Below are 23,285 nucleotides of genomic sequence, written 5' to 3' on the forward strand. Positions count from 1 at the left end.
ATTAGACCAGATCGAGCGAGTCTGTAGGATGATCGATGATTCTGTATTGATTTGTGTCAATAAATGTTAACTGTTCCCTGGAATAACTTGTACCGTCAAACCTAGAATCTATAAACACGAAATTTGATAACGTAACGCTATGGCCATTCACCAACATAGAATAGTTGGTCTTTATCTCTGATTTTTGTCCCCTGGTAAGAAAATTTCTTTGCCATATATATTTAACGATCACATCCGATACCTGGACTGGTTTACTATAGTTTCTGTCGGCCCAAAAGCTAATGACAACATCCCAACGTTTTTGGCTTGGCCCGTCAAAGGTCTTAACATACTCATACTTCATTACGACCCGGCTATCTATGCTGTCCGCTAACACCTGGGTGTCCATGGCAACAAGATCAACTTCGGCCAGCAACTTGTCATCGCCAGGCTTTCCAGTATCAAATTTTATTTTTTTGAAAAGACACTTAACAACGGTGTTGTTGTCATCTTTAATCAAGATTTGATCACTTTCTTTCAGTGTATTGATGTCGGTTATATCGAGATTAAAACGGGCCTTTATTTCTTTACAAGCAAAAACACGATTATACCAATCTTTCAATTTGGTGTTGAACAAACCTTTTTCTCCACTTAGATATAAGCTAAACGTAGCACTTTCGTTGCTTAATTGCGGATACAAGACGCTATCGTTGTATGATTGCATTCCGTTATAGAAAAGCAATATTAGATCTGTTGAGGAATCCGAGTCGGTATAACTTTTATAGTTTCCCAAGTAAGGGAATCTGCGATCATAGATCATCGCCTTAGAGTCTTTGTACGGTAAGACGAGGTCTTGAGTTTTCGATGATTCGTAGGGCCACGTTTCGGCCTGATCTTGAGCCCAAACAAAACCGTCTTTCGGGAAAGCATTTACCACTGTAGACAAAGTACCAAAATCAACCTTTTCGTCCTTTCCTCCATTACCAATTGTAACCGTTTCCGTCTTTTTACTTTTTATACCCAAACTATCAATAATGTCCGTTTCCATTTTGAATTGCAGACCATCAATATCATTGTATTCAGTTTGAACTATTTTAGACAGCTTGTTGCTCCAGTCTCGTGCGGATCTATTGGCCAAGCTTGTCTTTTTCCAGTTGAAATTGATTGTTGATTGCGTTTCATCAAGACTTATGTGTATACCTACTGCAGTCAATTTTTTAAAGAAATCGGCAATACTAATTTTTGGTAAATGGTTAGCTGCAGTAAAGCGAACATAATTGTCTTCACCGCCTTTTAAGTTTAGGATCGCATCATCCAAACCTCCCCATCTTCGCCGACTAATCAGCGGCACATTGTTGTCAATTACCAACCTTGAAAAATCCTTGTCACTCAAGCATTCTCCTTTGGCTGTGTAACCTAAAGTCTTACTGATAACATCTAACACATACATCAAGTAAAATTGCGGCACTACCTGATACCCGAAAGAAACATAGGTAATGTTGTATGTACCGCCTTCCTCTTTATACCACACCGGTTGATCAGGTGTTTTAAAAGCCGCCTGTGTTTCCGCTTCGTTCAAAGAAAAGAGGTTAACGAAGGGAACGGAGATATTAAAGAGCCGTTTAAACGGAGGTCGTGTTGGAGAGAAGTCTGTCGGATTTGTTGGATTCCCTGAAAAGTCGGGTGCCAAAATAGGAGCAAAGGTGTACGGGATCTGACGCCAGTCGGTATTCATCGCTGCTGCCTTCATGGCATTCGCATCAATACTCATATCCTCGCTATCATCAACGCCAAGAGTAAACATATCAAAAGGCAACTCATTTAGCCTGGTGTTTTTTAACTTGTCATTGATGATGCCCAAATCCAAAATAAGCACACCTTCCAGTTTGCCATCGGCAAGGTTAACGGAGAGCATAGCTTTCCGAAAATTTTGGCCGGATATATTCGCAAGAACGGGGATCTCCGCTGACTTTGGAGTTGAAGAAAGATTTGTAGCAAATTTGATCAACATTAAGTTGTTGTCGGTGTTTGCCATTGAGATGGGAAAGGAGCTGCTACCTCGAAGAATTTCGCTGCTATTAAATAAGGAATTGTTTAGCTCTATCGTTACCGACTCATCAAGTAGATCAAAGGGTTTACCCTCCAGTGTTTTAATCTGTATCATTTTTCTATCTTTGTATCGCGAACATTTATTTATTCCAGCAATGGAACTTGGCTCTATCTATCCTTAGATACTGCCCGGACGAAGGCCCGCCACCGTGCGGGTTTGCTGGTTGTAATAAATGTTCGCAAAACTTCATTACCCCGTCCGGGCTTTTTTAATCAAATCGATAATTTGCCGTCAATACCTCAATTTTTCTTTTTTGATACCCCGATTTTTGGTTGACTGTCACACCTGTCTCATAACTCCATTGTGACCAACCGTTTTCCTTCGCATATTTTGATAGGATACTGGACGGGTAAGAACTCAACAGAAACCTTCCTTTGATGTTACTTAACAATATCAGTAGGTTTTCATAATCGGTATCGGCATAACCATCATAATGACCGCAATCGCTGCCTACGTAGGGTGGATCGCAATAGAAAAAGGCGTCTTCGTGATCTCTACTTTTAATTACATATAAAGCGTCAGCGCATTCTAGTTGCACATTTTGAAGCCTAATTGCTATGTCTATGTCTAAGCGATCACGGTTATTTATAATCTTTTTGGTTGTAGTGTTTTTCGTTTTATCGAAACCCCAACTCGAATCTAGTTGTGAACTGAAACTCTGAGTGCTTAAGAGCCACAACGCCCAGGCTCTCTTAATTTCACCAAACATATCGGGGTTATTGTAAATCACGGATGCCTTTCGATGCAGATCTCTGCTATGGAGGCTTATTTTGATTTCTTTATCTAGACTTACGAAATCGTCCTTGATCACCCGATAGAAATTCATAATTTCTCGATTGGTGTCGTTCAATACCTCGACTTCACTTTTCTCTTTTGCAAAAAAGACAGCTGCTCCGCCAAGAAAGGGCTCACAATAAAGTGTGTGATTTGGGATTACGGAAACAATCTTAGAGGCTAACTTTTGTTTACCTCCATAGTAACTGATTGGTGTTTTTAAATTAATACGTGACATTTTAAATTATTAAAAGGTTTCTTGCTCTATCTACCTTAAATAATTCTATCACTAAAACCTCACTAAATCATAGTTAGTGTTAATACCCCATCGCCAATTTCCGGATCGGGGATACTGCAAATATTGTCCCTGAATACTTACCCTACCAATATCAACTCGAAGAGCAGGGCCGACGCCAACGCTCCATGTTTCAGGATTAACAAAACTGCTTGCCTGTATACGCACTCCGAAATTTGGATCTTCTTGCTTAATAGTGATCCGTTTCATTCCTGGCGCTATATAGGCGTTCGTATCGGCTAAAAAAAAATCGGTGTAGCTTTTTTCTTTCGTTATCGGTATGATGTTGAACAACTTTTTTTGTTCTTTATAAGTCACCCAATCCAATTTACCTCTATATTGATAACCAAAAGCGCCATTTGGATACTCAGATCGGGTCAGCGAATCAGGAGGTGTATAGGTAATGTCTATAAATGGCCCCGAGTAATAAATTACAGAGCGTTTCATGCTATCCATTTTATATTCCGCTTTAAGACGGTTCGCTTCGCTAACTACCAATAAGGAGGTAAGCTGTTGTATTTTGTTGTTTGCAATGTTAAGTGCTTTTGCTGCAGTATCAATCGCAGGACTTCTCTTGGTAGGGTCTTTCAAATCTTCTTGTGAGATGATATTTCCATCCGTTTCAATTTTGGAATGGTTTCGTCCCTCGCTGTCTTTCCATTTAACTTGTAGAACAGTGTCACGAACAATCGTGCTAACCGGAACAGTCACGATATCTTTTGGACGTGTGTACAAATAGTAAATTACTCCCACCAGGAGCAATATTACCAAGTAAGGAATTGCCTTTTTCATTTTTCAAGGGTGTTTAAAATCTTTTGTGCCGGTTTGATTAGAGCGGCTCTATTTGTGCTATCTAATTTTTTAAAGTATTCGGTGTTAGCTTCCACTTGCTGCATGTACTTAGTTTGCCAAAAATTAACGGCTGAGTCACAATGGTGCTCCCGTTCCAAATCTCTCGCCCGATAATAAGCAATGGATGCTTCCAATTGTCTCACTCTGACCTCGTCTTTTTTATCAGATGATTGAACAAAGAACCCAACTAGCCAACCCATTATCATCAGCACAAAACCCACTGCATACTTTTGAATCTCCGAAAGCCTAAGTTTGCTCAATATATCTGACAGGTTCATTTGATTAATTTTTAACCAGGAATACGGATATAGCCCTTGATGCTATTCATTTTTCGTGTGCGCACATAGACTCCGTCCCCATTGCGTGAGCCCTCTCTGTTTGTGTTTCCCTCAACCGTGGTCACCGTAACATTATCGGAAGTTCCAGTGATCATTCCTGTGTGTCCGGATCCGTTTCCAAAATCCATAATAAAAATGTCGCCCGGTTCCGGATCAGAAAGAATTTTAAATGATTTGTCGACCTTGTTCCATTGAGTAAGTACATGGCCTGTTTTGATCAAAGGATTGAACTTTTGAAGGTCTTTAGAAGCCTCGTTAAAACACCAGTAAACGAACGCCATACACCAGGCATAGCCGGTTCCAAGACCAACGCTTTTTAAGAACGCGTTCACGGCAGGCCCTCCGTTATTCCCTTTTTCTTTCAACCCAACCTGTGATAGCATAATATGCATTGCATGCATTCGAAGCGAGTTATCAATTATAGGGTAAGCTTTAATCTGATAAGGATCCGTGTCCTGGACTAACTTTTCGTTAGGAAAAAGAGCGGTTATAGTTTCCGGGCCAACTTCGCCATCTGTTTCTAATCCGTGATCAGTTTGAAAAGCAATCACTGCAGCTGTCGTAGAAGGGCCGTAATATTGAGCATTAGGGCCACTTTCACTAAGCGGCCCATAACCAAGCTCATTTAATCGTTTTTTGATTTTTGGGATGTCCATGCAGCTAAAGTGCTATGAACGGGAGGGGAGGGAAACGACAATTATTGAGCGTGCCCGATCAGTATCTTTCTAATGATTTTTTCTAGCATACTAGTTATTCAAATCGTTGAAACCACAACATACATTCGTACATGCTTGACTGAATCGTAACCGTGCCACCGTCTACGCTTTCGACAGTTACATTAGCTCCGTTAAGCCATGCGTTATGCCCGCCGCTTGGGAATGTCCGTAGTTCGGCTAAACACCCAGCTCTTTTACACATTTCGACAAAATACTTGCTGTATCTGTACTTTACGGTTGAATCATCGAGATTATGCCATATCTTCAACGGAACCGGATGTACTTTGCTATATTGCGCATAGTTGGCCGCCTCGGAGGGTTGATCCTCTATCGTGTTTGGCGGAATGGTGTTGTATATGCCGTTGGCAACATCAACTCCAACATTCGGAACATGCTTTAAAATAGGATTATACCCCAACACCTTATAAATGTTGTTTAAATAATAATCAATTTCGGCCTGTGTAGGCGGTTCTTGAGTTGTATAAGCCGGTGCAGTGCCTTCGAATCCAAAATATAATGCGATGTCCCTCCTTTGTGTCGTGTCTGTGAACCACGGATTACACCATGCCTGTTTGAAATGGTCTGTTACGGGCGCAAATGCCCCTTGTGCAAGCACCGGTATACTACCTGACTGAACCAGCATCATAGAAGCAAGCCCGCCCATACTTATACCATAGACAAAGCATCCATCTTTCGCAAGATTATAATTTTTGATTGCCCATTCATAGCCTTTAATATAACTTTGAAGCGCGAACGGTGCACCAAAGTGCCTGCGAGTATTATCCCCGTTTACAAAATCCGAGGGAATGCCGTTCATGTCCAATAAAGCATAACCTTGAGATAGCCAAAAGTTGGCCGCTGTCTGTGTTGTAGTCGCTCCACTTATCCAGGTTCCGGTACCATGGCAACCGATAACCAGACGTGTAGGCTTTCCCGCCCTTTGATAGTTTGTTGGGAGTTGCAGTATACCCCAATCGTTAAACTCTTCCACGCTATCCTGCGTATTGAGCGTTTGACTTGTCACATCAGGTAATGCACAATTGACTGGAACTTGAAAGTTTACGACACCATTCGCGGGACGAGGAAGATAGACCGGTGTGTCCTGATTAGCTTCTAAAAATTCAATACGGGCTTCGTGATCAGCTATTTCAGAGGCGTTGGATTCAGCCAATGTTTTTACCTCTGCCAAAGGAAAGGTTGCGCCACTTTCGCTTTTAAGAACGGATATTTCTCCTACATTAAACGAAACGACCAATGGATATTTCGCCGGGGTTGTTGAACTTTGGTTTTCCAGGTAAAACACCAAAAAAGACACTCCTTCCGGTATTTGATGCGTAAACGAAGTTGTTGTCCATGGTCCGTCAGGATCTTCTAGTCTATTTCCTGCGGGTTGCTTTTGTGCGTCGTAAATACCAACAATTTTAGAAGTGTTAGCTCCTGTTTTAGATATAATTGTTACTTCCGTAGCTCCTTCGGGAACCGGAACATAATCGGTAAGGCCAAAATTACTATCAATTATCGAGCTATCAGCTCCGATGGCCTTGTCGTTCATTGTAGGTTCTGCCTCCGAAAAATCTAACTGCACATTGGCAGATTCGTCTGCATAAGTCAACTTACTTTGGTTTTTAGTTACAAAAGCAACAGACTTGTTTATACCTTCAAAATCGATAATACTTTCGTCTACCTTCAATGATTTGACAGCTGGTAAAATTCTGATTCTAAACGGATACTTCAAACCGGCTCTTGTAGAATGGTAGAAGAGCACCTTTCTTACGCCTTGTGGTACGACATAGCTAACGGGAACATTCTGTAATAACGGGTCGGAGGCCAAACGGGTTCCAAAAGGGGTTCCGTCTTCCAGGTATAGACCAATAACGGTTGAATAATTACCTGTACCTGTAGGTTCTAAATTAATGGTGTCCCCACCATCCACATTGTAGTAATCAGATAAATTAAAAGCAGCGTCGATCAAATCCGAAGATGCCGAAATTCCTTTATCGATAAATGTCGCAGTATCAGGAAGTTCAAACCAATCAGCTCCACCCGATGACAGCTCTATTGTGGGTAATTCTGCTTTTTTAGCATAATCAGGCAACTCAGCATTCTCATCCAGAGCAGCAACACCATTAGGGGCATTCTTCTGCTCGTTTGAAACATAATCACTCAAATCAACGCCTATGTCGATCCCGATAGCCTTAGCTTCTATACCATTCCAAGATATTACATTAAAAGGTTTGGTCAGGGTCAATGGACCTTCGCCCGTAGGGAAATTTGGATAGGTACCATCCTTAGCGAAATAAGCCACTTTAATTGGCGGCTCTCCTGGAGGGATCGGCGGAACAAATGCGTCAGATTCTACAACGCCTGCAAGTCCTGTTGTTGCTCCGTCTACAGCTAACCCTAATTGTCGAAGTGCATTTATGACCTGCATCATCTCTTCTGCAGTCCAACTTTGTCCAGTAGATTTGTTCGGAATATTTAATTCAATACTCATGATAGTAAAAATGGAAATGTATAGGTGAAGTGACTATTGTTAGCGCTTTCAGGTAAATACAACTCGTCGATGTATGCGCCATTATCATCCGAGTCACCCTCAGTGTAATGATCGTCCTCAAAGTTGTACATGTATTCAAACTCGTATGGATGAAGGTTCTGCAGATCCTTATGTTTGCCAAATTCCTTTCCGTCAACACTGATCGGAAGGGCTCTAAAGGTTCTGACGATGAATTTGTGTTTACTGAGCACAAAATCCGTCAACAGATCGAACTGTCTTTTGGTGACGTAATTAGTTACTGCTTTAAAAGTCCTTCGAATTTTTTGGTTAAACTGCGTGTAATCCCCATCAGTTAGTTTATAATCAGCGAAGCGTGGTTTACGGCTTTCTTCCTGACTAAATTCGTAGCTTGCTGTAACTCTTCCGTGCGTTGCTAGTGTATCTATTCCTGACAGACTTGTACTATAGCAGAAATAACGAACAATTTCCCGATAGAAGTAATCCATCTTGTAAGTGATTTTCTGACTGATAGGCTGCTGATTCTGATTAATAAGAGATACTTTGTATTCCCTAAGCGTTAGATTAGGATTGTGATCTGTCAATCCTAAATAAGTGTAACCGGTAGGTATACAAAGCTTGTCATATAAAGAGACGCTGATAGGTTCTAAGACAATTGTCTGTATGCTTTCGTCGGCAAACAGTAATTCTATTTTTAAACGGATCGCCGAAGTTTGCGATCGCAGATTAATGAAGTGCAAATATTCAGGTTGATTTGTACGGACTTTTATTACGGAATCGCCTTGCTTTAAAAATCGATCGTATTCAGGCTCCGGCTCACGGTTCAACCAGGACACTAAATCAGCTGTTCTGTTTCCGTGATAGGAGAGGCCTCCCTTTGCAACGTGAAAGATATCCGATATAAGCGTTTGCATAGGTAGCGGATTATCGCCGTAAACTTCGGTGAACTGCACGTAGTAGGTTCGCTTTGATTTCTTACAAAAGGTGATCGTAGTATCGTTAAAGTCAGGGATATCATGCTCTAAGGCAGCGTTCAAAGCTTTACTTACATCGATCGTAAGCTCATCGCTTAGTAGGTTATCGGTGTTTAACTGTTCTGTGTAGATTATGTCATAACCACTCCCGTCTATCCTGTTAAGATAGATTTCAACCATAATTTTAAAATTCGGGAGCAACGCAGCGTCTTCACCTGAACCCTCGACAACACTATATTTGTTTTCTTCGACACGAGGCGAAATATTAAATTGGCTTCCGATTTCCTTCGCATATAGCCTTGCTTGATTACCGGAAGCAGATAAATCGAAGTGTCTGTTGAGATAAAAGTTATTTTGCAATGCCGACAAAATAGCAGAACCCTTATTCGTTTCTCCAATAGCAACCGGCCGAACTTCGTAACCTAGGTTGTTCGGATTATCAACGACCTTGATTTCAATGTAATCGTTGCCGTAATCTAACTTTATTGAGTCACCTACCGCTAATTGAATGATATCAATGGCATTTTGTGCTTTCGTTCCCATAGACGCAATTGCACGATCGCTCTTTACCTTAAAAAGCATTCCGTTGCCTGAAAAAGAAAGTTCTGCAGGTTTCTGAAGAATCGTTATTGCCATGCCTCAAAAATGCATGGTCAGTAGATCATATAAAACGACATTAAAGTTGGATAGGATCCTTTAGTTCGAAGTACGAGACATAACCATAATGATTTTGTCCTACTGGCCCAATGTAATCACACGACCAGTGACTTAGATCTATCCCAAAAACACGCTCATCTACACCACGCTGTCTGTACAGGTAGGAAAAAAGACGATCGCTAAGTTGCTCGCATTGATCCAATACCTCTAATTCGCTTTCAGGATTATCCATTTCTACTTGAGAGAGAAATAAAATCATTCCCTGCTTTTTCCATACACCTCCTTCACCCTTATTTACACCACCATTTTTCTCATAAGGAGCAATAAAGCAGATATACTTACCAACACCAAAGTCAGCTAACATACTTTGCGCTTTTTCAGGTGTTCTATAAAAGACGGATTCATCCCCTTGCGAATGATTTAATACAGGATCTTGTGCGCCGAATTCGGTGATAATGTCCGTGTAATCTTTAAGTTTCATTTTTTATTCTTTTTCCATTTGATTTGGGTACGCTCTAAGCTCATAAGGATCGTGCTCGCGAATTCATCCTCCAACATCTCCGGTGTACGACCTTTTTCGCCACATATATCGTCGAAGACGCCAATCCATCCGTAATTTGGCTCATTAGGCTTGCTTGAAGCTCCTTTACTCTTATTTTTGCCTTTTGGAAGGATATGAGGAAAGTTCTCAAACAATAACCATCTGGCCGACACGTAAAAGAGATAAATAGCGTCTCTAATTACTGGATTAAGCAACTCGAAGGTTTTTGCCTGATCGTCGACGTTCTGACCGTTAAATTTTACCCGGACATCACCGCGATAAGTAGCGGATCCAACTACGTATTCTTTACCTTTTCCTTTGGGCCGATATAGTACCGCAATCAGTTTATTTAATACGTTCGGATCCTTTGTGTTGAAATATTGGATAAAATAGGTTTCTGCCATAACAAACTCGCCGAATCGAAGATTGTCTAGCCGATCCGCAGGGCCATAATAAGTGGTTCCTTTGATAGAAAATTCAGGAATTTTATTTACTGATAGATCTAACCGTTCAAATACCCAAAATGTAAGTTGTACAAGATCGTAAATCTGCTCTTCACTTAATTTTTCAATCGCAGGCCAAACCGATTGAGCTAGCAAACAAAAAGCTCGAACCATCTTGTCATATTCATTCATTTGGTGAGCTTCTTTTAAAAATAAATGAGCTAAATGTGGATAATGTACGTTTTGAACTTCATTCCAACATTCCGGGAGCAATAGCTCGTGTTTTTTTCCATCGACTTCAAAAACGATATCGGTCATAGCAATCTACATTAAAAATACCTGTTTCTCGCGTATCCTGCGCGACACGATCTGATGTTTTGTTTTTGAATTAGCTGTTTTTCTGCACTGATGATCTGCAGATATCTCAAAGGCGATATCATTCCGATACAACTTTAAGTTGTCATCCACTTTATAACTGGAAAGCAGCTCCCGAACTTTAGAGTATAGAAAGATATAAGGCCCCTTCGAATGTACATAGCTGACCAGGGCATCAAACATGTTTTGCGTTAGCGGTATTATCGGTGCCACTTGATCAATGATCGATTCACAAAGAGCGATATTATAGGCTAGAATGTCATCGGCCTGTTTGCGGCTCTTAAGCCGATCTCCTTCTTTTGTTCTGTTACCGTCGCCTAAATAAAGGCTTCCATATCCAATGTTCCACAAGCCATCACCGTCCAAATAGGCATTCATTCTTAGCCCTTCAAACTGCTTTATATGCTTGATACCGGAAAGAGAAACTTTTCTTTTACTCATACACCAAAAAATTTACGGTCTTCATTGTTTATTATTTGAAAAATAGAAATTGGTAAGTCTGATTCTTCGTATTCCGGGAACTCATCTTTGTGCTGCTCGACGTAATCTTTACCCGCCTGGAGAAAGGCGTTGCCATCATCTTGTAGCTGCTGAACCATATCCGATTTATCATCGAGGCTCCTTAGCTTTTTGTCATAAATCTTCAAATTAGCATAGTAGCTATAAAGATTAACGCTTACACCGGCGTCCAAAAGATTTAACGATCGTTCAATAACGCCCTTCGCAACAGTTAACAAGGTTATACCAGGCTCTAAATGATTCGTAAGTAGATACTTCTCAGCAGAAGACATTGTGCCGATCTTAAATTTTTCCTTGATTTTGTTAAATAGTTTTGTTCCGTATAGAGGTTTTACGACGTGTTGTTCAATCCGATTCATGATGTACCTCACCGACAAATAAGTCATCCGGGAGTCGTTTATGTAGTAATGGTCATTAAACTTCACAGCCGTATCGACAAGGTATTTTTTTTGTTCAAAATAAGCTTCGCTGATGCTCCAGTTAGGAAAACTATCTTTATTCTTTTCAAGGTATGATAGAACCCTATCAAGTGCGTTGAAGCCGTCCAAACCTAGTTGATACTTAAAATCTTCAATTTGCCACTGAAAAGCTGTCTTTTCGTTTTCATTAACCGCTAACCTGAATCCGCTATCCCCCAAAACCAATTGACCTTGAGCTAAAAAGGAAAGGAAAACGATGTTGGTAATAGCGTCCTGAATATTTTGCATCAATTCCTGCATGTGTTCAGGCATTCCATCTACTTTGTTATTAGCGGACTCGTACGCACTTGCAAGTTCATCGTAAAGATCCTTCCCAAGTAAACTTTGCATCTTTTCCCGTTGAGTACGTTCAACGTGTGGTTTTAGTTTGCCAAAGCCAATTGATTTGTTAAATGAGAGATACATTTGCATCTCTTCGATAGTCGTTATCAGTGATTTCATTAGCTTACAATTTTAGTTCCTCCGCCTGTATCGGTAGTAGTCAACACTTTATCGAGGGTTAGCAACCTCATCCGTCTATCCCAACCGTTATAACGGGCAACGAAACGGAAGACTTGATAAATTATATTCCGATCTGCAGCATTTATTGCGTTCATCACAAGCCAACTTTCTCTTATATTGGATCCACCATTATTTGCGCCACCGGTGTAAGATCCGCCAGGCATACCAACTCCGAATAACGCGGGATTAACAAGCATGGAGAAAAGGATCTCCGCATTTGCTGCAGCGGAATCAGGTAAATATGCGTCACCTTTTACTTTGTCATCTAATGCTTGGATTTCCCAAGCTGTATCCTCTTTCTTTAGTTCATTGCGCGCACCACCACCGAAATGAGAGATAAAAGTTTTCATTGCGTTTTCACTCCCGGTTAGATATTTATCCATTTCCTCAAGTTTATCGTTAACTATCTTTGATCTGACTTTTTCATCCATGTTATGCCAATTTGGATAGACGGTAGTCCAATAGGAGTAGGGAATCTTTACGTGATACTTGATCGTGGTTTGATTTTTAAATATAGCACGCTTGTAAGCGGGAATAGAATTACTAATTTCCAACCAACCATTGCTGCGTACGCCGTCCCAATAAACAAGTGAGTAATAGTCATTAAGCAGATCAGGATAATATGTCGGGAATACATAATTAAACCTCGAATCCGTGTGCTTGATACGATCCACCTCCTGATACCAGTCTTTTGGATCAATAACCGGTAACTCGTCAAGTTCATCTTCTGCAGGGCTCGGAAAATTTGCCGATCGGAAACAGGTTTCAATTCGCCTGGTTTTTCGATTATACGGAGCATACCGAAACTTAAAAACTTTATCATGCGCTAAGCGAACAATCTCGGATCGGTCGGCATTCATCATCAGCATGGGAAAACTGTTATACATGCTAACATAGTCTTGAATCACACAAAGTCTCCAAATGTCGAAGTTGCTCCTGTCTAAAAATTCCCACACCTTATGGTCTTGATCTACCGTTTCATAAGTAGCTTCTTTCGTTTTTGGATCAAAGCCCGTTTCGAGCACTGGGATACAGGATTGTCCGTAAAGTTTTGCAGTTAGCAATTGAAGTGCTGATCTCGCTACGCCGCTTTTTCGTACCTCTTTCCAAACCTCTTTAGGAAAGTCATCCGATACTCCCCACGGAACCCACTTTTGCGGAGAACCTTCCTCGTTCTTGTCGGGGGGTAAGGACTTGATTTGTTGTTTAGGCTGTTTGGAGGTAAAAACGACCGCGCCACCCTCCATAAAACCAACCGAAGGTATACCGCTTTTTGTATACTCAATATGTGATACACTCATTTGAAAACTTTTTTCTGATTAAATTCATAGATCAGTTGGTTATGGATAGCCGTTTTTATCCCGGTCGATAAGTCTACTAGTCCTCGCATATCATTATCTTTCACATTATAAGGTAAACCACATATTTGAGCACGCTCCACAAATACCCATTTTCCGCCAGTTTCCCTGGTCACGTCAGCAGTGAGATATTTGATTGAAAAAGTTTTTTTAGAAGACAAGTAGCGACAATTGTCCATCTCTTTGTATACCTCTGAAAGATGTATGCTTTCCATACCACGAAAGTGGCTTTTAAAGACTGAAATTAAAACGACAAGTTTTTCGTCTAAATATGTGAATGACGCGTTTATTCTGATTTTGAGGCTATTACAATAAAAGTTTCAAAAAATTGCTTAAAAAACGGTGTTATTTACTGAAAATCAGTGCTCTAACACGGGTCACCCGCCAAAAAAAACTTTATTTTTTGCTTGCGAACCCCGCCGCGCCCTGTCAAAAAACGGCAATTGCCAATTTTAAAATATCCCGAAATATGAGGGGGAGGGGGAGGGATGGCCGATCCTATAGAGCCCGGTAAGCCTTCAAGCTTGCAAGATATCACATAAAGTTTTAGATTTGCTAATATTTTTAGTAAAAATGAATCATTATTTTGGAAGTATAGAGTTTTATTATCATAAGAGACTCATGATTGTACCCTATAGTTTTAATATGCTTGCAGGCAATCCTCGCTTTTATTTGAAAGATAAGTTAGGCAATCATCATGCGTTCTTTAAAGGGCAGATATGGGAATATAGTTCGATCTCGGATCGACCCAAGCGTTGGACAAAGGAGTTTACGGAGGCACTGTATAATGAATTCGATAAAGAGATTCGTTACATATACTATAAGTATAAGGTACTTGGGCTAAATAAGTATCTAAGCAACGACCTGTGTGAGGAGCAATGAGGCAGACGAATATTTGAGGATCACACCAACAATACAGCCTTTTGCTTTTTATTATAAGTCCCTATGTAATCCCCACTCTCCATATGCTTGAATGATAAGGTTTCGTTTTCTTTGATATACTTTTCTCTTAAACAGAATTCAAATAATCGAAAAGCAAAATTCTCTGCAGCTTTTCCCGTTTTCATTATTTCAGGAAAAAGAAATACAGTAGATCCGGTAATATTGATCAATCCCATCTTGATAGCTTCATTGATCTTGGCAGACGACACAATGATGTCACGCGCTGCAGCTGCATAAACTTTATTTTTCATACACAAATATAATTAATCATCTAATTTGAACAGGTATAGCAAATCCGCTAGACACCAGCCTATTGGAATATTTAAAGTAAGCAATCATGTCGCCGGCATCACTAAAGTGAGTAGTAGTGCGCTGATCTACCCAATCCTTACGCTCGTCAGATTTATCTTTTTCGACTCCTAACCTGCCTTGCCTTGCTTTAGCATTCTGAATAGATTCGATCAGGTGTTTGCAGTTATGCTTATTCCACTTGAATATTGGCAACGATGGATGATCGTTTCTCATAGCAATACCCCAAAATTTATACTTATCGTCATGCGTAGGGGCCGAACCGTAATAATGTTCAATAACAGTCCAACCATTGGCTCGTAGTGTTTCTACCACTATCTCTTGATAAGTTTTAGGAGACCTAGCATCTTTACCTACGGCCGTCTGATCATACCAATAATGAACCTCTCGTGTCTTATGGTACTGGTAATAACGACACCACCGCTCAACGGTCTTATCTATCATTTCCTGCTTTTCCGTTGCAATAGAGCTCAAGTAATTGAACTCGTATAAGAAGTTTTCTTGGCCCGTAACTATGCAGCAAAATTTTCCATAGTCCAGGGCAATGTCGAGCGGTTGATTAGGGTAAAGATCTCCATCTTGACGGCAATCCATTTCGGCGAATGTTTTCGCTTCATAACCATTATCATTATCGATCAATCCTTTTAGATAATCGGTATTATAATTGGTGTAAGTATGATTCTTTTCATTGAAAAGTGGATAAAATCCGCCGGTAACTGCTTTTGGCCTAATGTTTCTGATTTCAATATCAAATTCATATGCCGTCATTGAACGGCGCTGTATCTCAAACCAATTATCAGGTAGGTTCTCTGCATTCACATAGGAACTAGCTCTTATATAAAAAACATCTTTTGGATTTTTTTTGGCCTCCTCTTCAAACGTGTAGATAAACTTACCCTCGATCGTACGAGGAATGGAACTGCAATATGTTTGCGATAAATATCGTTTTTTATGCTTGAATCGTTTTTTTTGACTTCGCAAAGTAGCTAACGTTTCTGCTTGAAACTTTGGAAGATCCAATAAGCAAAACTCGTCCGAAATACCGCTTGCGGTGTTGATACCACGACTGCTTACATCTTGACTAAGCATCACGTAACATGCACCGGTATAAAAGGTAATTACATGCTTGTAATCAAATAAAGCCTCATAAGGTTCATCCCACTTCCAAGATCTCGGAACTCGTTTACCGATAACAAAATGCACGTCTTTTTTATAGCCGAATGATTCCAGGGAAGCAATGGTAGAGGGAAGAGTTCTAGTAAGTAATTGTTGAAATGTAACGCCCTGGAGAAAGTTCGTCGATCTAGGCATATCATGAACTGTTTCCTCTATTTCGTCAGCCAATACGGTTGATTTACCGACACCTCGACCACCTTCAATAACTTTCGTTTTTTGCGTAGCCAATCTAACCATTAATTGCATTAGATTCCGCTTTAACTCAATTTTTGGCCTATTCAGATTCAGCATCGTTCAGATCTTCATATTCAATATCTTCAACACGGTTGTTCATTAATGAGTCCAGGTCAATTGGCCCGTTTTCTACAAGTTTTTCTAGCATTTTAGCTGACCGCTTGTCCAGGCTAATGTATACGTCATGCCTTTCCAAATCGTCCGGATTGATAGCGTTAGGGTCATCCACACCACCCGCGGCTCTTAGCTCCTTAGAAGCAGCGATTATTGCAAGTGGATTCTTTTGCTCTTTAGCTAAAGCGGCAGCGTCCAGTAACATCTCGATAGCCAAGTGTTTTATTGCATCCGGCTTCATCTTATTGACCCCGCCGAAAATGTCAAGCGCATCGTATATATACCTTCTCGCGGTGGACATACTGATTCTTTCTCCACGCTTCTCTGATAACTTGATCATCACAGCGATGGTGTCAGGAATACTATTGTAATTACGCATTAAGGTGTAAGCATCAATATACCAATCAAGCAACTCCTGTTGTTTTTTGGTAAGTTGATCCTGGATTGATTCCGGATCTGTTAGGTAGGCGATAATATCGTCCTTATTGGTGTTCTTACCTATCAACTTGCTGTTCATCACTTAACTGTTTAATACGAATTTTGACCAATTCAAGGCGCTTTTCGAATAGCTGCAGTTTGACAAGAGCTTTTGATCGTTTCTTGCCGTCAGGGAGATCCTTTAGCTTTGCCTTCGTTTTAGATATATTGGGCGGAAGATTTTTGCTTTCTTTGGCAAGCTCGATAAGCGTCAGATCATTTACCTCCTCTTCCAGTGTTTGTTCTGCAGAAGTGATTTCTTTACCGGTTTCTTTAAATTCATCAATCAATCTCCAATAATCCTGTACAGCTCTATGATCTCTTAAAAGTGTAATTGCATGCTGTGCACGTTCCTCCGCTGTTTCTAGGTAGGGAATCTCAATAAATAATTGCAGCGCCCGACGATAGTGCTGGTTTTTTTTTGCAATCAATCGCTTTATGGAATCAGGTAACGATTCATATTCAGGTTTGTTAGTTTCCCCTCTAACTAAAATCGGCAAAACCAAATGTACCAAAATTTTCGACCTAAATTAATTCCACTTGTACCATTTTGAAGTATATTTGTTTATGGCTTTAAAAGTCATTAAAACAAAGCAAATAGAATGACAGAAGAAGAATTAACATCATTATTTGACGCTTTAAAGAAGAAAGCTATAGCAGCTCATAAACAAGGCATAAGCGTCACATTTGAATCAAATGTGTTTGTAGAGCATGAAGAAGACGTGCCAAACCCAAACGCTAAAGTAATTGGGGAAAGCCTATTATTTAGAATCGGAGATACACCAAAAGATGTAAGCAAATAAAGCCGCTTTAAAACAAATTTAAAGCGGCTTTAAAATCGGTTCAAAAACCAATAAACTATAAAATCGTTTAAAAACCCGATGAAGTACAATTAAAGTTACTTCCAATCAATGTAGTTTTTGTCTTTTGGATTGCTTATTTGATCTACAGAAGAAAAATCTAATTTAACGGTCGTTTTATCCCCTGTAGTCACTTCAATTTCTTTTAGGCTGTAATAGCTCGGAAAATTGCAAATACTTCCACTAGGGCAATTTTGCGGGTACTTAGCTTCTACCATCACTAAATACTTTCCTTCTGGCAATTCAAAGCCATAATGCTTGTAAGCGGATTCGCTTGCTTTAACATTACTGGCTACTAAGAATGGTGCTAATTGATTTTCTTGACTAAAATCTACGTCATCTGGGTTAGGATATTCATCCAGTACGGTAACCGTTGCACTGATACTATCATCACCTTTACTAAACTCAACAATCAAACCTTGCTTAACCTTGTTAACGCTTTCGTTTGATTCTTTTTCTTCCTGCTTTTGCTCTTCTGTTTGCGGTTGATTTGGTTCTTGGTTGTCTTTACTACATGATAACAATCCAAAGAGAAATAATAATGTAAAAACTTTTTTCATACTTAAACTTGCTACTGGTTTACAGCAACAAGTTTAAGCAATAAAAATCATATTATTAACCATCTTTTAGCGGATGATTCAGGATAAAACACTAATTCAACGGTTTTGCCTGCTTGGAGCGCAAATGAAGCTACTACGTTATTTTCTAGGTCGATTATAGTATTAGTACCCGCGCCCTTTATTGTAATGTCTACTCCTCTAGCATTTTTAATTTTGACATACATTCCCCAGTCTGGTGTATCTGGAAGAATCACACCGGATTTGAATTGTTGTACGATCAATAAACGATCATCATAGGTCATTTGCTCATCACCCTCAGATGAAGCTGACCAACGTAACGCCCAAAAGTCAGCACCGACATTTTTAACAGACGTGACGAAAGAACCGTATACACCACGGCAAAAGGCTGTATTACGCAACATCTGGGAATTTAACTTATTAAACTCTACACCGACCAAAGAAGCCCAAATAGGAGAATACGACACGTTAAAACTGGGGTCTGTTGTTCCCTCTTCTGTAACAGCACCAAAGAATGATCCCCAAATACCAATACCAGTACTAGCGGGAATCCAAGACGCGCCCGCATTCCTGCTAGCCAATCCCTGATCTGATATCAAAACACCGGATGTTCCAGACCCCGAATAATCAGAAGTAGTAAGATAGCCGCCATTAATAGTAAATGACCCAACTTTACAGCCGTTTTGTATTTCTGCATCCGTCATGTAAGCCTTACCATTTCGTTGTACACGATAAGGAGCTATAGCCCTATTAGCATAGGTTGAACCGCCCCAGAAAATCACTTCTGTAGGTTCTGAACCCGCGCCATTGATTCCTGCTACTTCGCCATCTTGAGGATTACCCGCCACAAACGCACCAGATAAAACCGCTTGATCACCGTTATAGGTTCTTAAGAACTGGTACATAATAGCTGCATTAGCTATTTCATCGGCTGTTTTGCGAGCAAACAAAGCAGATGCTTGAGCATCGGATGTTATTTTCTTATTTCTCCTTACTTCCTTCGCTATGCGCTCTTGTGTACTGTATGTTGATAAAAGGCTATCTGATACTACACCAGTTAGCTTAGCGGGGTTTACAAGCGGAAATGATATAGATTGAAGGCGTATAAACTCATTAACACCCAAACTTTCTGAAACAACATGAACGCTATTGCCCGCCTTAAATTGGCCGATTAAACCCATTTCCCTAACAAACTTTTCGTCTATATCCAACGGAAAGGATACACGCGGATGACTGTTTTTTTCAGCATGTTCAGCAGTACGCCTTTTAACTTCCTCTTCTGCATCAATAACATATTGTTGAGGCATTATAATGCCAACTAGTACATACTTATCACCAACAGCAGCGTAACGGCTTTCATTTGGAACTACATAGCCACTATCTTTATCCTCATTCAATCCAAACCGAATTGATTTATCATTATTATCCCATCCAGTTATAACAAACTCTTCGCCTCCCAGATCACCAGTTAAGAAGACTATTTTAGCACTACTGTCACTGATAGGCTTAATTTCAAAGTCTATATCAATATCATACACTTTATTCAAGCCGTCAACCGCTGATATAACGCCCGTTCTTTTTGGGTAAACATCCTCAAACGTTACACTTCCTTCTTGATCTCCATAAAGATTTACATTGCGCTCGATATAGCCGGGGTCAAACGTCAACCTATCTAATCCGTCTCTATAGTTTTCCGGTAAATTCTTATTACCCCCGTAACCGTACCAGATCGTAGCCCAATCCTGTTCAACTGATTGCCTACTAGCTTGCACCAAGCCCTTACCACGGCCGTATTTTAATGTTACTGGTAGTAAAGTACCTAATGACTTTTTCATGTAGATCTTCTTGTTATCTACATACCATTCTAATTCAAATTTTTCAGCTATTTCAGATAAGGCGACGCGGCAACTTTGTTGATCAAAATTAAAGGTTTGCGGCTCGTCTATTAATTCCACATCACCAATACTCCAACCTATTTGCCGCTCGTTAAGGTTATCTACCACCAATCCAAGCAAAGCAAGTGGCGTACCTGTATAACTGAATTTAGTGCGCCTTAAGTGTTTAATAATTGGCCTATACATGTCATATACTTCACCATAGAAGACAGGAGTATAACGATAAGTCTTTTCGTCAATTTCAACACCAGACACCGCGCCAGTTAGTTTGTATTTCTTATTGTTATATAGAACATAGTCGCCAACATTAAGGTATATAGGAGCGTCCAGCACAAAAGTAGCTTGTACTTTATCCGCTCCCATCCACTCACTGATATAGGTGGTTTGTTCGTCTATTTCGGGGGAAGCTATAATGACATCGTTTCGATATATATTCAAAGCAAACATTACCTAGTACTATTAGATCGGATTAGTCCAAGTATCTCCAGCAAGCCTTCCAGTTATTGCGGAAGAATAAAAGGCATCGTCATCGAATTTAGCTTGTTCATATGTTCTGCCCGAAACGGTCAAATCTTCGACATAAAGCCTGTAAAGTATCAGACCATCCCCAGTGGCGCCAACTACGTTTGACTGAAACCACGACATCAATAGCGCACCGATGGCGGCTGATTGTTCCGCGTTTCTTTGGTTGAATGGCCCAGCAGCAATAGCTTTAATTAAGCCTAGAGTTTCACTATTCCCAACCCTCTCTACTCCAATATCCCCACGTCCAATAGTTGTTGTACTGCTCAGATTAATTGTAGCAAAATTGTTGTTCGCGTTGAACCCAAGATTTAGAAGATACTGGAGTCTAGCTTCACCAATACGGGTTATCCGTGCCCACACTGCCGCGAAAATGTTATGATCTCTGTTGTTGGACAAGTAAGACGTAATGCCAGCAGACATAGCGATCCGGCTACCTGTTCCTACAGTGCTTACCGAATTATGGGCTATGTGTAAACCTCCTTTGGCCGTTGTTTCGCTCAAAAGAAGCTTGTTGGAAGCACTGCATACAACGGATATGGAGGCGTCCGATATTCCTAGAGCGGCAGCATTATCTGCCGCTCTGTTAATTAATGGTAATGAAGGGTTGCCTGTAGACGCCGCATCTACTAAAGCTTTGAATCCATCAATATCTACCATGTCCTTGTTGTTGTCAATAAGAACCAAACTGCCGCTGTTTAGAGCAACTGGTAATTTGGGTAAAGTGTTGTCTGTAGCTGCTACAGGCAACTTGATCATAAGTCCATTCGCCATTTTATGCTATATTTAATTGTTTCATTCGTTTGTATACCAATTCTGCAATAAGTTGGTATCCAATACCTGTGAAATGGATACCATCAGACAATAACTGCGGGGGCGTCATTCCTTGTGCCATTGCGGTTATATCTTCTGGGGTAGGTGTAAGATTTGCATCTTTTAATCCATATAGTGTCATGTATTGCCTAAGATTAATGTAGCGTAACCCAAATTCCCTTAACATCAAACTTTCAAGATCAGCCCTATAATTTGCCGAATTGGTGTGCAATCCTATTATTATGTAGTTTGGGGTTCCTAAAAATTCAATGAGCCGCCTATAGTAGTCGATTAACACAGAATTATCATCGACTCCGTCAATATCATAACCTCTGTTTTGCCCCATCCAGTAAACACCGGCATAAGGCTTTTTATACTTGGCCGCTGTAACTGTATAAATAGGCATGCCCGCTTTAAGCTGCGTTGGACTATCGCTATTAACCAATCTGCGTAAGTATATTTTTGTATCGGGTGTGGATACTTGGTCAGGGGCTCCCTCTATTATAAGTTCACATTCTATGTCTGCTACAAATACCGGATTCAGAGTGTTGGCAGGAGGCCTTATCCAATTAACAGTTCTACCATCATACTGATTCTTTAATCTATTGGTTACGACATCGTAGCTAGCAATTAATACTCGTTCCAAAGATGAGGCTGGTAAGATTATATCGGAGCTCAAAACCGCCGGAACAGCTCCTACTCGAGCCGCTATGGTAGGAACATTTTCACCTCCCACCCCTCTATTCATAACCTGATATCCGCTTCCCAATAAGGCGCTAAGTCTGTCTGGATATGTGGCGGCTGTGAGACTATCGCCTACGCAGTCGACAAGTTTTATACCGGTATCCCCATTTTCCAATACGGAAACCCTTGACTTTAAATCCTCTACATCATCATTTATAAAGACCACGTGCCCGTTGCTTTTAATGCCGAAAAGAATCTTTCCTTCTGAATCAAACCAACCTGCTATATATCCGGTGTCCTCCACATTCAGCTGCGAAAATATTGCGCCTCCTCCCGTAGATAGGCTTGGGATATTCACCTGGCCATTGCTTTTTATTCCTAAGAGGATTCGATTTTCTGAATCGAACCAGCCGCCTATATATCCTGTATCGGGATTAATTGATTTTAACATTAATTCGGTCGCATCTTCCTTCAGTTTGGCAAATGAGACACTAGCATCCAATAATTTTGGCACGTCGAAGCTACCATCACTGCGCCATCCTCCTAATAAATGGTTTTCAGAATCAAGGAAGGCAATCAAGTAACCTTCGATATCAGTAGCTATTAATAATGGTTTAATATCATTAACATATGATTTGACAGGATTGAAGTCCGATTCAGAGGCATAAGGAAGGGGTGGAATGTACTCAACGGGCGTTTTCAAGTTTTGGTCAAGGGGCGCAACCCCGCCAGCTGCACCTTTTTCTGAAACCGAGACATAACCCGGTAACTCCCCATTTTCATCCAGCCCCGCTACTCCGTTAGGCTGATTAATCACAGATTTGGCAACCAACACACTTGTATCAATCTCCGTTGGTATGACAATCGGCTTAGTCCATGATTGCCCATCCCAAAAACCAATGGTTAATGTTAGCGGATCAACCGTTAAGGTCCCTCCACCGGGCTGTGTGTAGTTGCCGCTGGGTAATACCGTTATCTTATTCGCCTGTTCGGGTGCAGGGAGTACAGTGCCGGGTGTCGGCGGAGCTTCAATGCCGCTCCCTGTAGCGGAGCTTATTAGATTAACCAGCTTGTTAACATCCGTATATTTAGTTGTTCCGTCCTGATTAACACCCACCATAATCTTGTCAAGCAGGTTAACAACGTCTGTACGACTCATTCCCTGCCAAAATCGCACTGGTTGTTGGGGGGTAAAGAGGGCTAGTAACGATGATATTTGCCCTTCCAGTAAGCTTAATCTTTCTTCTGTAGTCATTAT

Annotated in this window: 23 protein-coding genes; 2 read left to right on the forward strand and 21 right to left on the reverse strand. The window is 40.6% G+C overall.

The window, feature by feature from the left end:
- Position 1 precedes the first annotated feature (1 nt).
- The 13 genes from ACH11B_RS15925 to ACH11B_RS15985 all read right to left on the reverse strand — a co-directional run bounded on the left by ACH11B_RS15925 (position 2) and on the right by ACH11B_RS15985 (position 13,638).
- Positions 2 to 2,143, reverse strand: a complete 2,142-nt coding sequence (locus ACH11B_RS15925; RefSeq protein WP_377609569.1) for a hypothetical protein — start codon at positions 2,141 to 2,143, stop codon at positions 2 to 4.
- A gap of 154 nt (positions 2,144 to 2,297) precedes the next feature.
- On the reverse strand, positions 2,298 to 3,101 hold the full coding sequence (locus ACH11B_RS15930; protein ID WP_377609567.1) for a DNA adenine methylase: 804 nt from the start codon (positions 3,099 to 3,101) through the stop codon (positions 2,298 to 2,300).
- 51 nt (positions 3,102 to 3,152) lie between these two features.
- The gene (locus tag ACH11B_RS15935; RefSeq protein WP_377609565.1) at positions 3,153 to 3,950 is read right to left on the reverse strand and encodes a hypothetical protein; all 798 of its coding nucleotides are present in this window, start codon (positions 3,948 to 3,950) and stop codon (positions 3,153 to 3,155) included.
- Positions 3,947 to 4,288 carry a hypothetical protein gene (locus ACH11B_RS15940; RefSeq protein WP_377609563.1) on the reverse strand — a complete coding sequence of 114 codons (342 nt, stop codon included), beginning with the start codon at positions 4,286 to 4,288 and terminating at the stop codon, positions 3,947 to 3,949. Before ACH11B_RS15940 ends, ACH11B_RS15935 begins: the two co-directional genes overlap by 4 nt.
- A gap of 11 nt (positions 4,289 to 4,299) precedes the next feature.
- The gene (locus tag ACH11B_RS15945) at positions 4,300 to 5,004 is read right to left on the reverse strand and encodes a peptidoglycan-binding protein (RefSeq protein ID WP_377609561.1); all 705 of its coding nucleotides are present in this window, start codon (positions 5,002 to 5,004) and stop codon (positions 4,300 to 4,302) included.
- A gap of 94 nt (positions 5,005 to 5,098) precedes the next feature.
- Positions 5,099 to 7,558: an alpha/beta hydrolase family protein gene (locus ACH11B_RS15950; protein ID WP_377609558.1), complete on the reverse strand. Its 2,460-nt coding sequence runs from the start codon at positions 7,556 to 7,558 to the stop codon at positions 5,099 to 5,101.
- Positions 7,555 to 9,186: a hypothetical protein gene (locus ACH11B_RS15955; protein ID WP_377609556.1), complete on the reverse strand. Its 1,632-nt coding sequence runs from the start codon at positions 9,184 to 9,186 to the stop codon at positions 7,555 to 7,557. The genes ACH11B_RS15950 and ACH11B_RS15955 overlap by 4 nt, the downstream gene beginning before the upstream one ends.
- A gap of 40 nt (positions 9,187 to 9,226) precedes the next feature.
- Entirely contained in the window at positions 9,227 to 9,688 is a 462-nt protein-coding gene (locus ACH11B_RS15960) for a hypothetical protein (RefSeq protein ID WP_377609554.1), read from the reverse strand.
- Positions 9,685 to 10,509: a hypothetical protein gene (locus ACH11B_RS15965; RefSeq protein ID WP_377609552.1), complete on the reverse strand. Its 825-nt coding sequence runs from the start codon at positions 10,507 to 10,509 to the stop codon at positions 9,685 to 9,687. Before ACH11B_RS15965 ends, ACH11B_RS15960 begins: the two co-directional genes overlap by 4 nt.
- 6 nt (positions 10,510 to 10,515) lie before the next feature.
- Positions 10,516 to 11,007 carry a lysozyme gene (locus ACH11B_RS15970; protein WP_377609550.1) on the reverse strand — a complete coding sequence of 164 codons (492 nt, stop codon included), beginning with the start codon at positions 11,005 to 11,007 and terminating at the stop codon, positions 10,516 to 10,518.
- Positions 11,004 to 12,005 (reverse strand): DUF6712 family protein, encoded by a 1,002-nt coding sequence (locus ACH11B_RS15975; RefSeq protein WP_377609548.1) that lies wholly within the window; start codon positions 12,003 to 12,005, stop codon positions 11,004 to 11,006. Before ACH11B_RS15975 ends, ACH11B_RS15970 begins: the two co-directional genes overlap by 4 nt.
- A complete protein-coding gene (locus ACH11B_RS15980; RefSeq protein ID WP_377609546.1) occupies positions 12,005 to 13,366 on the reverse strand; it encodes a hypothetical protein in 1,362 nt (453 codons plus the stop codon). Before ACH11B_RS15980 ends, ACH11B_RS15975 begins: the two co-directional genes overlap by 1 nt.
- On the reverse strand, positions 13,363 to 13,638 hold the full coding sequence (locus ACH11B_RS15985) for a hypothetical protein (RefSeq protein WP_377609544.1): 276 nt from the start codon (positions 13,636 to 13,638) through the stop codon (positions 13,363 to 13,365). The genes ACH11B_RS15980 and ACH11B_RS15985 overlap by 4 nt, the downstream gene beginning before the upstream one ends.
- A 358-nt stretch (positions 13,639 to 13,996) precedes the next feature.
- Here ACH11B_RS15985 and ACH11B_RS15990 point away from each other — a divergent pair, with 358 nt between their 5' ends.
- Positions 13,997 to 14,305 (forward strand): hypothetical protein, encoded by a 309-nt coding sequence (locus tag ACH11B_RS15990; RefSeq protein ID WP_377609542.1) that lies wholly within the window; start codon positions 13,997 to 13,999, stop codon positions 14,303 to 14,305.
- A 20-nt stretch (positions 14,306 to 14,325) separates the two neighbouring features.
- Here the strand turns inward: ACH11B_RS15990 and ACH11B_RS15995 are convergent, their stop codons facing one another.
- Genes ACH11B_RS15995 through ACH11B_RS16010 form a run of 4 tightly spaced genes read right to left on the reverse strand, consistent with a single transcriptional unit; the run spans position 14,326 to position 17,190 of the window.
- Entirely contained in the window at positions 14,326 to 14,616 is a 291-nt protein-coding gene (locus ACH11B_RS15995; protein ID WP_377609540.1) for a hypothetical protein, read from the reverse strand.
- A 16-nt stretch (positions 14,617 to 14,632) separates the two neighbouring features.
- Complete coding sequence (locus ACH11B_RS16000) at positions 14,633 to 16,096, reverse strand: hypothetical protein (RefSeq protein WP_377609538.1); 1,464 nt, start codon at positions 16,094 to 16,096, stop codon at positions 14,633 to 14,635.
- 28 nt (positions 16,097 to 16,124) lie between these two features.
- Positions 16,125 to 16,715, reverse strand: coding sequence for a hypothetical protein (locus tag ACH11B_RS16005; protein ID WP_377609536.1), 591 nt, complete (start codon positions 16,713 to 16,715; stop codon positions 16,125 to 16,127).
- Complete coding sequence (locus ACH11B_RS16010; protein WP_404273977.1) at positions 16,693 to 17,190, reverse strand: hypothetical protein; 498 nt, start codon at positions 17,188 to 17,190, stop codon at positions 16,693 to 16,695. Before ACH11B_RS16010 ends, ACH11B_RS16005 begins: the two co-directional genes overlap by 23 nt.
- Before the next feature lie 87 nt (positions 17,191 to 17,277).
- Between ACH11B_RS16010 and ACH11B_RS16015 the strand changes: the two genes are divergently transcribed.
- The gene (locus tag ACH11B_RS16015; RefSeq protein ID WP_377609532.1) at positions 17,278 to 17,478 is read left to right on the forward strand and encodes a hypothetical protein; all 201 of its coding nucleotides are present in this window, start codon (positions 17,278 to 17,280) and stop codon (positions 17,476 to 17,478) included.
- Between the two features lie 95 nt (positions 17,479 to 17,573).
- Here ACH11B_RS16015 and ACH11B_RS16020 read toward each other — a convergent pair whose 3' ends face one another.
- Genes ACH11B_RS16020 through ACH11B_RS16035 form a run of 4 tightly spaced genes read right to left on the reverse strand, consistent with a single transcriptional unit; the run spans position 17,574 to position 23,282 of the window.
- Positions 17,574 to 18,095, reverse strand: a complete 522-nt coding sequence (locus ACH11B_RS16020) for a hypothetical protein (protein WP_377609530.1) — start codon at positions 18,093 to 18,095, stop codon at positions 17,574 to 17,576.
- A 47-nt stretch (positions 18,096 to 18,142) separates the two neighbouring features.
- Positions 18,143 to 20,455, reverse strand: coding sequence for a phage tail protein (locus tag ACH11B_RS16025; protein WP_377609527.1), 2,313 nt, complete (start codon positions 20,453 to 20,455; stop codon positions 18,143 to 18,145).
- Between the two features lie 12 nt (positions 20,456 to 20,467).
- Positions 20,468 to 21,304, reverse strand: a complete 837-nt coding sequence (locus ACH11B_RS16030) for a hypothetical protein (protein WP_377609525.1) — start codon at positions 21,302 to 21,304, stop codon at positions 20,468 to 20,470.
- 1 nt (position 21,305) lies between these two features.
- Positions 21,306 to 23,282, reverse strand: a complete 1,977-nt coding sequence (locus tag ACH11B_RS16035) for a hypothetical protein (RefSeq protein WP_377609523.1) — start codon at positions 23,280 to 23,282, stop codon at positions 21,306 to 21,308.
- Between the last annotated feature and the right edge of the window lie 3 nt (positions 23,283 to 23,285).

It is taken from the genome of Olivibacter sp. EAT-5 (assembly GCF_044784325.1).
Classification (GTDB): domain Bacteria; phylum Bacteroidota; class Bacteroidia; order Sphingobacteriales; family Sphingobacteriaceae; genus Olivibacter; species Olivibacter oleidegradans.

Coding starts and splice junctions, on each gene's coding strand:
- ACH11B_RS15940 (WP_377609563.1), bottom strand. CDS start 4,288: ATGAACCTGTCAGATATATTGAGCAAACTTAGGCTTTCGGAGATTCAA.
- ACH11B_RS15950 (WP_377609558.1), bottom strand. CDS start 7,558: ATGAGTATTGAATTAAATATTCCGAACAAATCTACTGGACAAAGTTGG.
- ACH11B_RS16020 (WP_377609530.1), bottom strand. CDS start 18,095: ATGAAAAAAGTTTTTACATTATTATTTCTCTTTGGATTGTTATCATGT.
- ACH11B_RS15975 (WP_377609548.1), bottom strand. CDS start 12,005: ATGAAATCACTGATAACGACTATCGAAGAGATGCAAATGTATCTCTCA.
- ACH11B_RS16015 (WP_377609532.1), top strand. CDS start 17,278: ATGACAGAAGAAGAATTAACATCATTATTTGACGCTTTAAAGAAGAAA.
- ACH11B_RS15990 (WP_377609542.1), top strand. CDS start 13,997: ATGAATCATTATTTTGGAAGTATAGAGTTTTATTATCATAAGAGACTC.
- ACH11B_RS16005 (WP_377609536.1), bottom strand. CDS start 16,715: ATGAACAGCAAGTTGATAGGTAAGAACACCAATAAGGACGATATTATC.
- ACH11B_RS15955 (WP_377609556.1), bottom strand. CDS start 9,186: ATGGCAATAACGATTCTTCAGAAACCTGCAGAACTTTCTTTTTCAGGC.
- ACH11B_RS15960 (WP_377609554.1), bottom strand. CDS start 9,688: ATGAAACTTAAAGATTACACGGACATTATCACCGAATTCGGCGCACAA.
- ACH11B_RS15985 (WP_377609544.1), bottom strand. CDS start 13,638: ATGGAAAGCATACATCTTTCAGAGGTATACAAAGAGATGGACAATTGT.
- ACH11B_RS15935 (WP_377609565.1), bottom strand. CDS start 3,950: ATGAAAAAGGCAATTCCTTACTTGGTAATATTGCTCCTGGTGGGAGTA.
- ACH11B_RS15945 (WP_377609561.1), bottom strand. CDS start 5,004: ATGGACATCCCAAAAATCAAAAAACGATTAAATGAGCTTGGTTATGGG.
- ACH11B_RS16030 (WP_377609525.1), bottom strand. CDS start 21,304: ATGGCGAATGGACTTATGATCAAGTTGCCTGTAGCAGCTACAGACAAC.
- ACH11B_RS16025 (WP_377609527.1), bottom strand. CDS start 20,455: ATGTTTGCTTTGAATATATATCGAAACGATGTCATTATAGCTTCCCCC.
- ACH11B_RS16035 (WP_377609523.1), bottom strand. CDS start 23,282: ATGACTACAGAAGAAAGATTAAGCTTACTGGAAGGGCAAATATCATCG.
- ACH11B_RS15930 (WP_377609567.1), bottom strand. CDS start 3,101: ATGTCACGTATTAATTTAAAAACACCAATCAGTTACTATGGAGGTAAA.
- ACH11B_RS15980 (WP_377609546.1), bottom strand. CDS start 13,366: ATGAGTGTATCACATATTGAGTATACAAAAAGCGGTATACCTTCGGTT.
- ACH11B_RS15995 (WP_377609540.1), bottom strand. CDS start 14,616: ATGAAAAATAAAGTTTATGCAGCTGCAGCGCGTGACATCATTGTGTCG.
- ACH11B_RS16000 (WP_377609538.1), bottom strand. CDS start 16,096: ATGCAATTAATGGTTAGATTGGCTACGCAAAAAACGAAAGTTATTGAA.
- ACH11B_RS15965 (WP_377609552.1), bottom strand. CDS start 10,509: ATGACCGATATCGTTTTTGAAGTCGATGGAAAAAAACACGAGCTATTG.
- ACH11B_RS15970 (WP_377609550.1), bottom strand. CDS start 11,007: ATGAGTAAAAGAAAAGTTTCTCTTTCCGGTATCAAGCATATAAAGCAG.
- ACH11B_RS15925 (WP_377609569.1), bottom strand. CDS start 2,143: ATGATACAGATTAAAACACTGGAGGGTAAACCCTTTGATCTACTTGAT.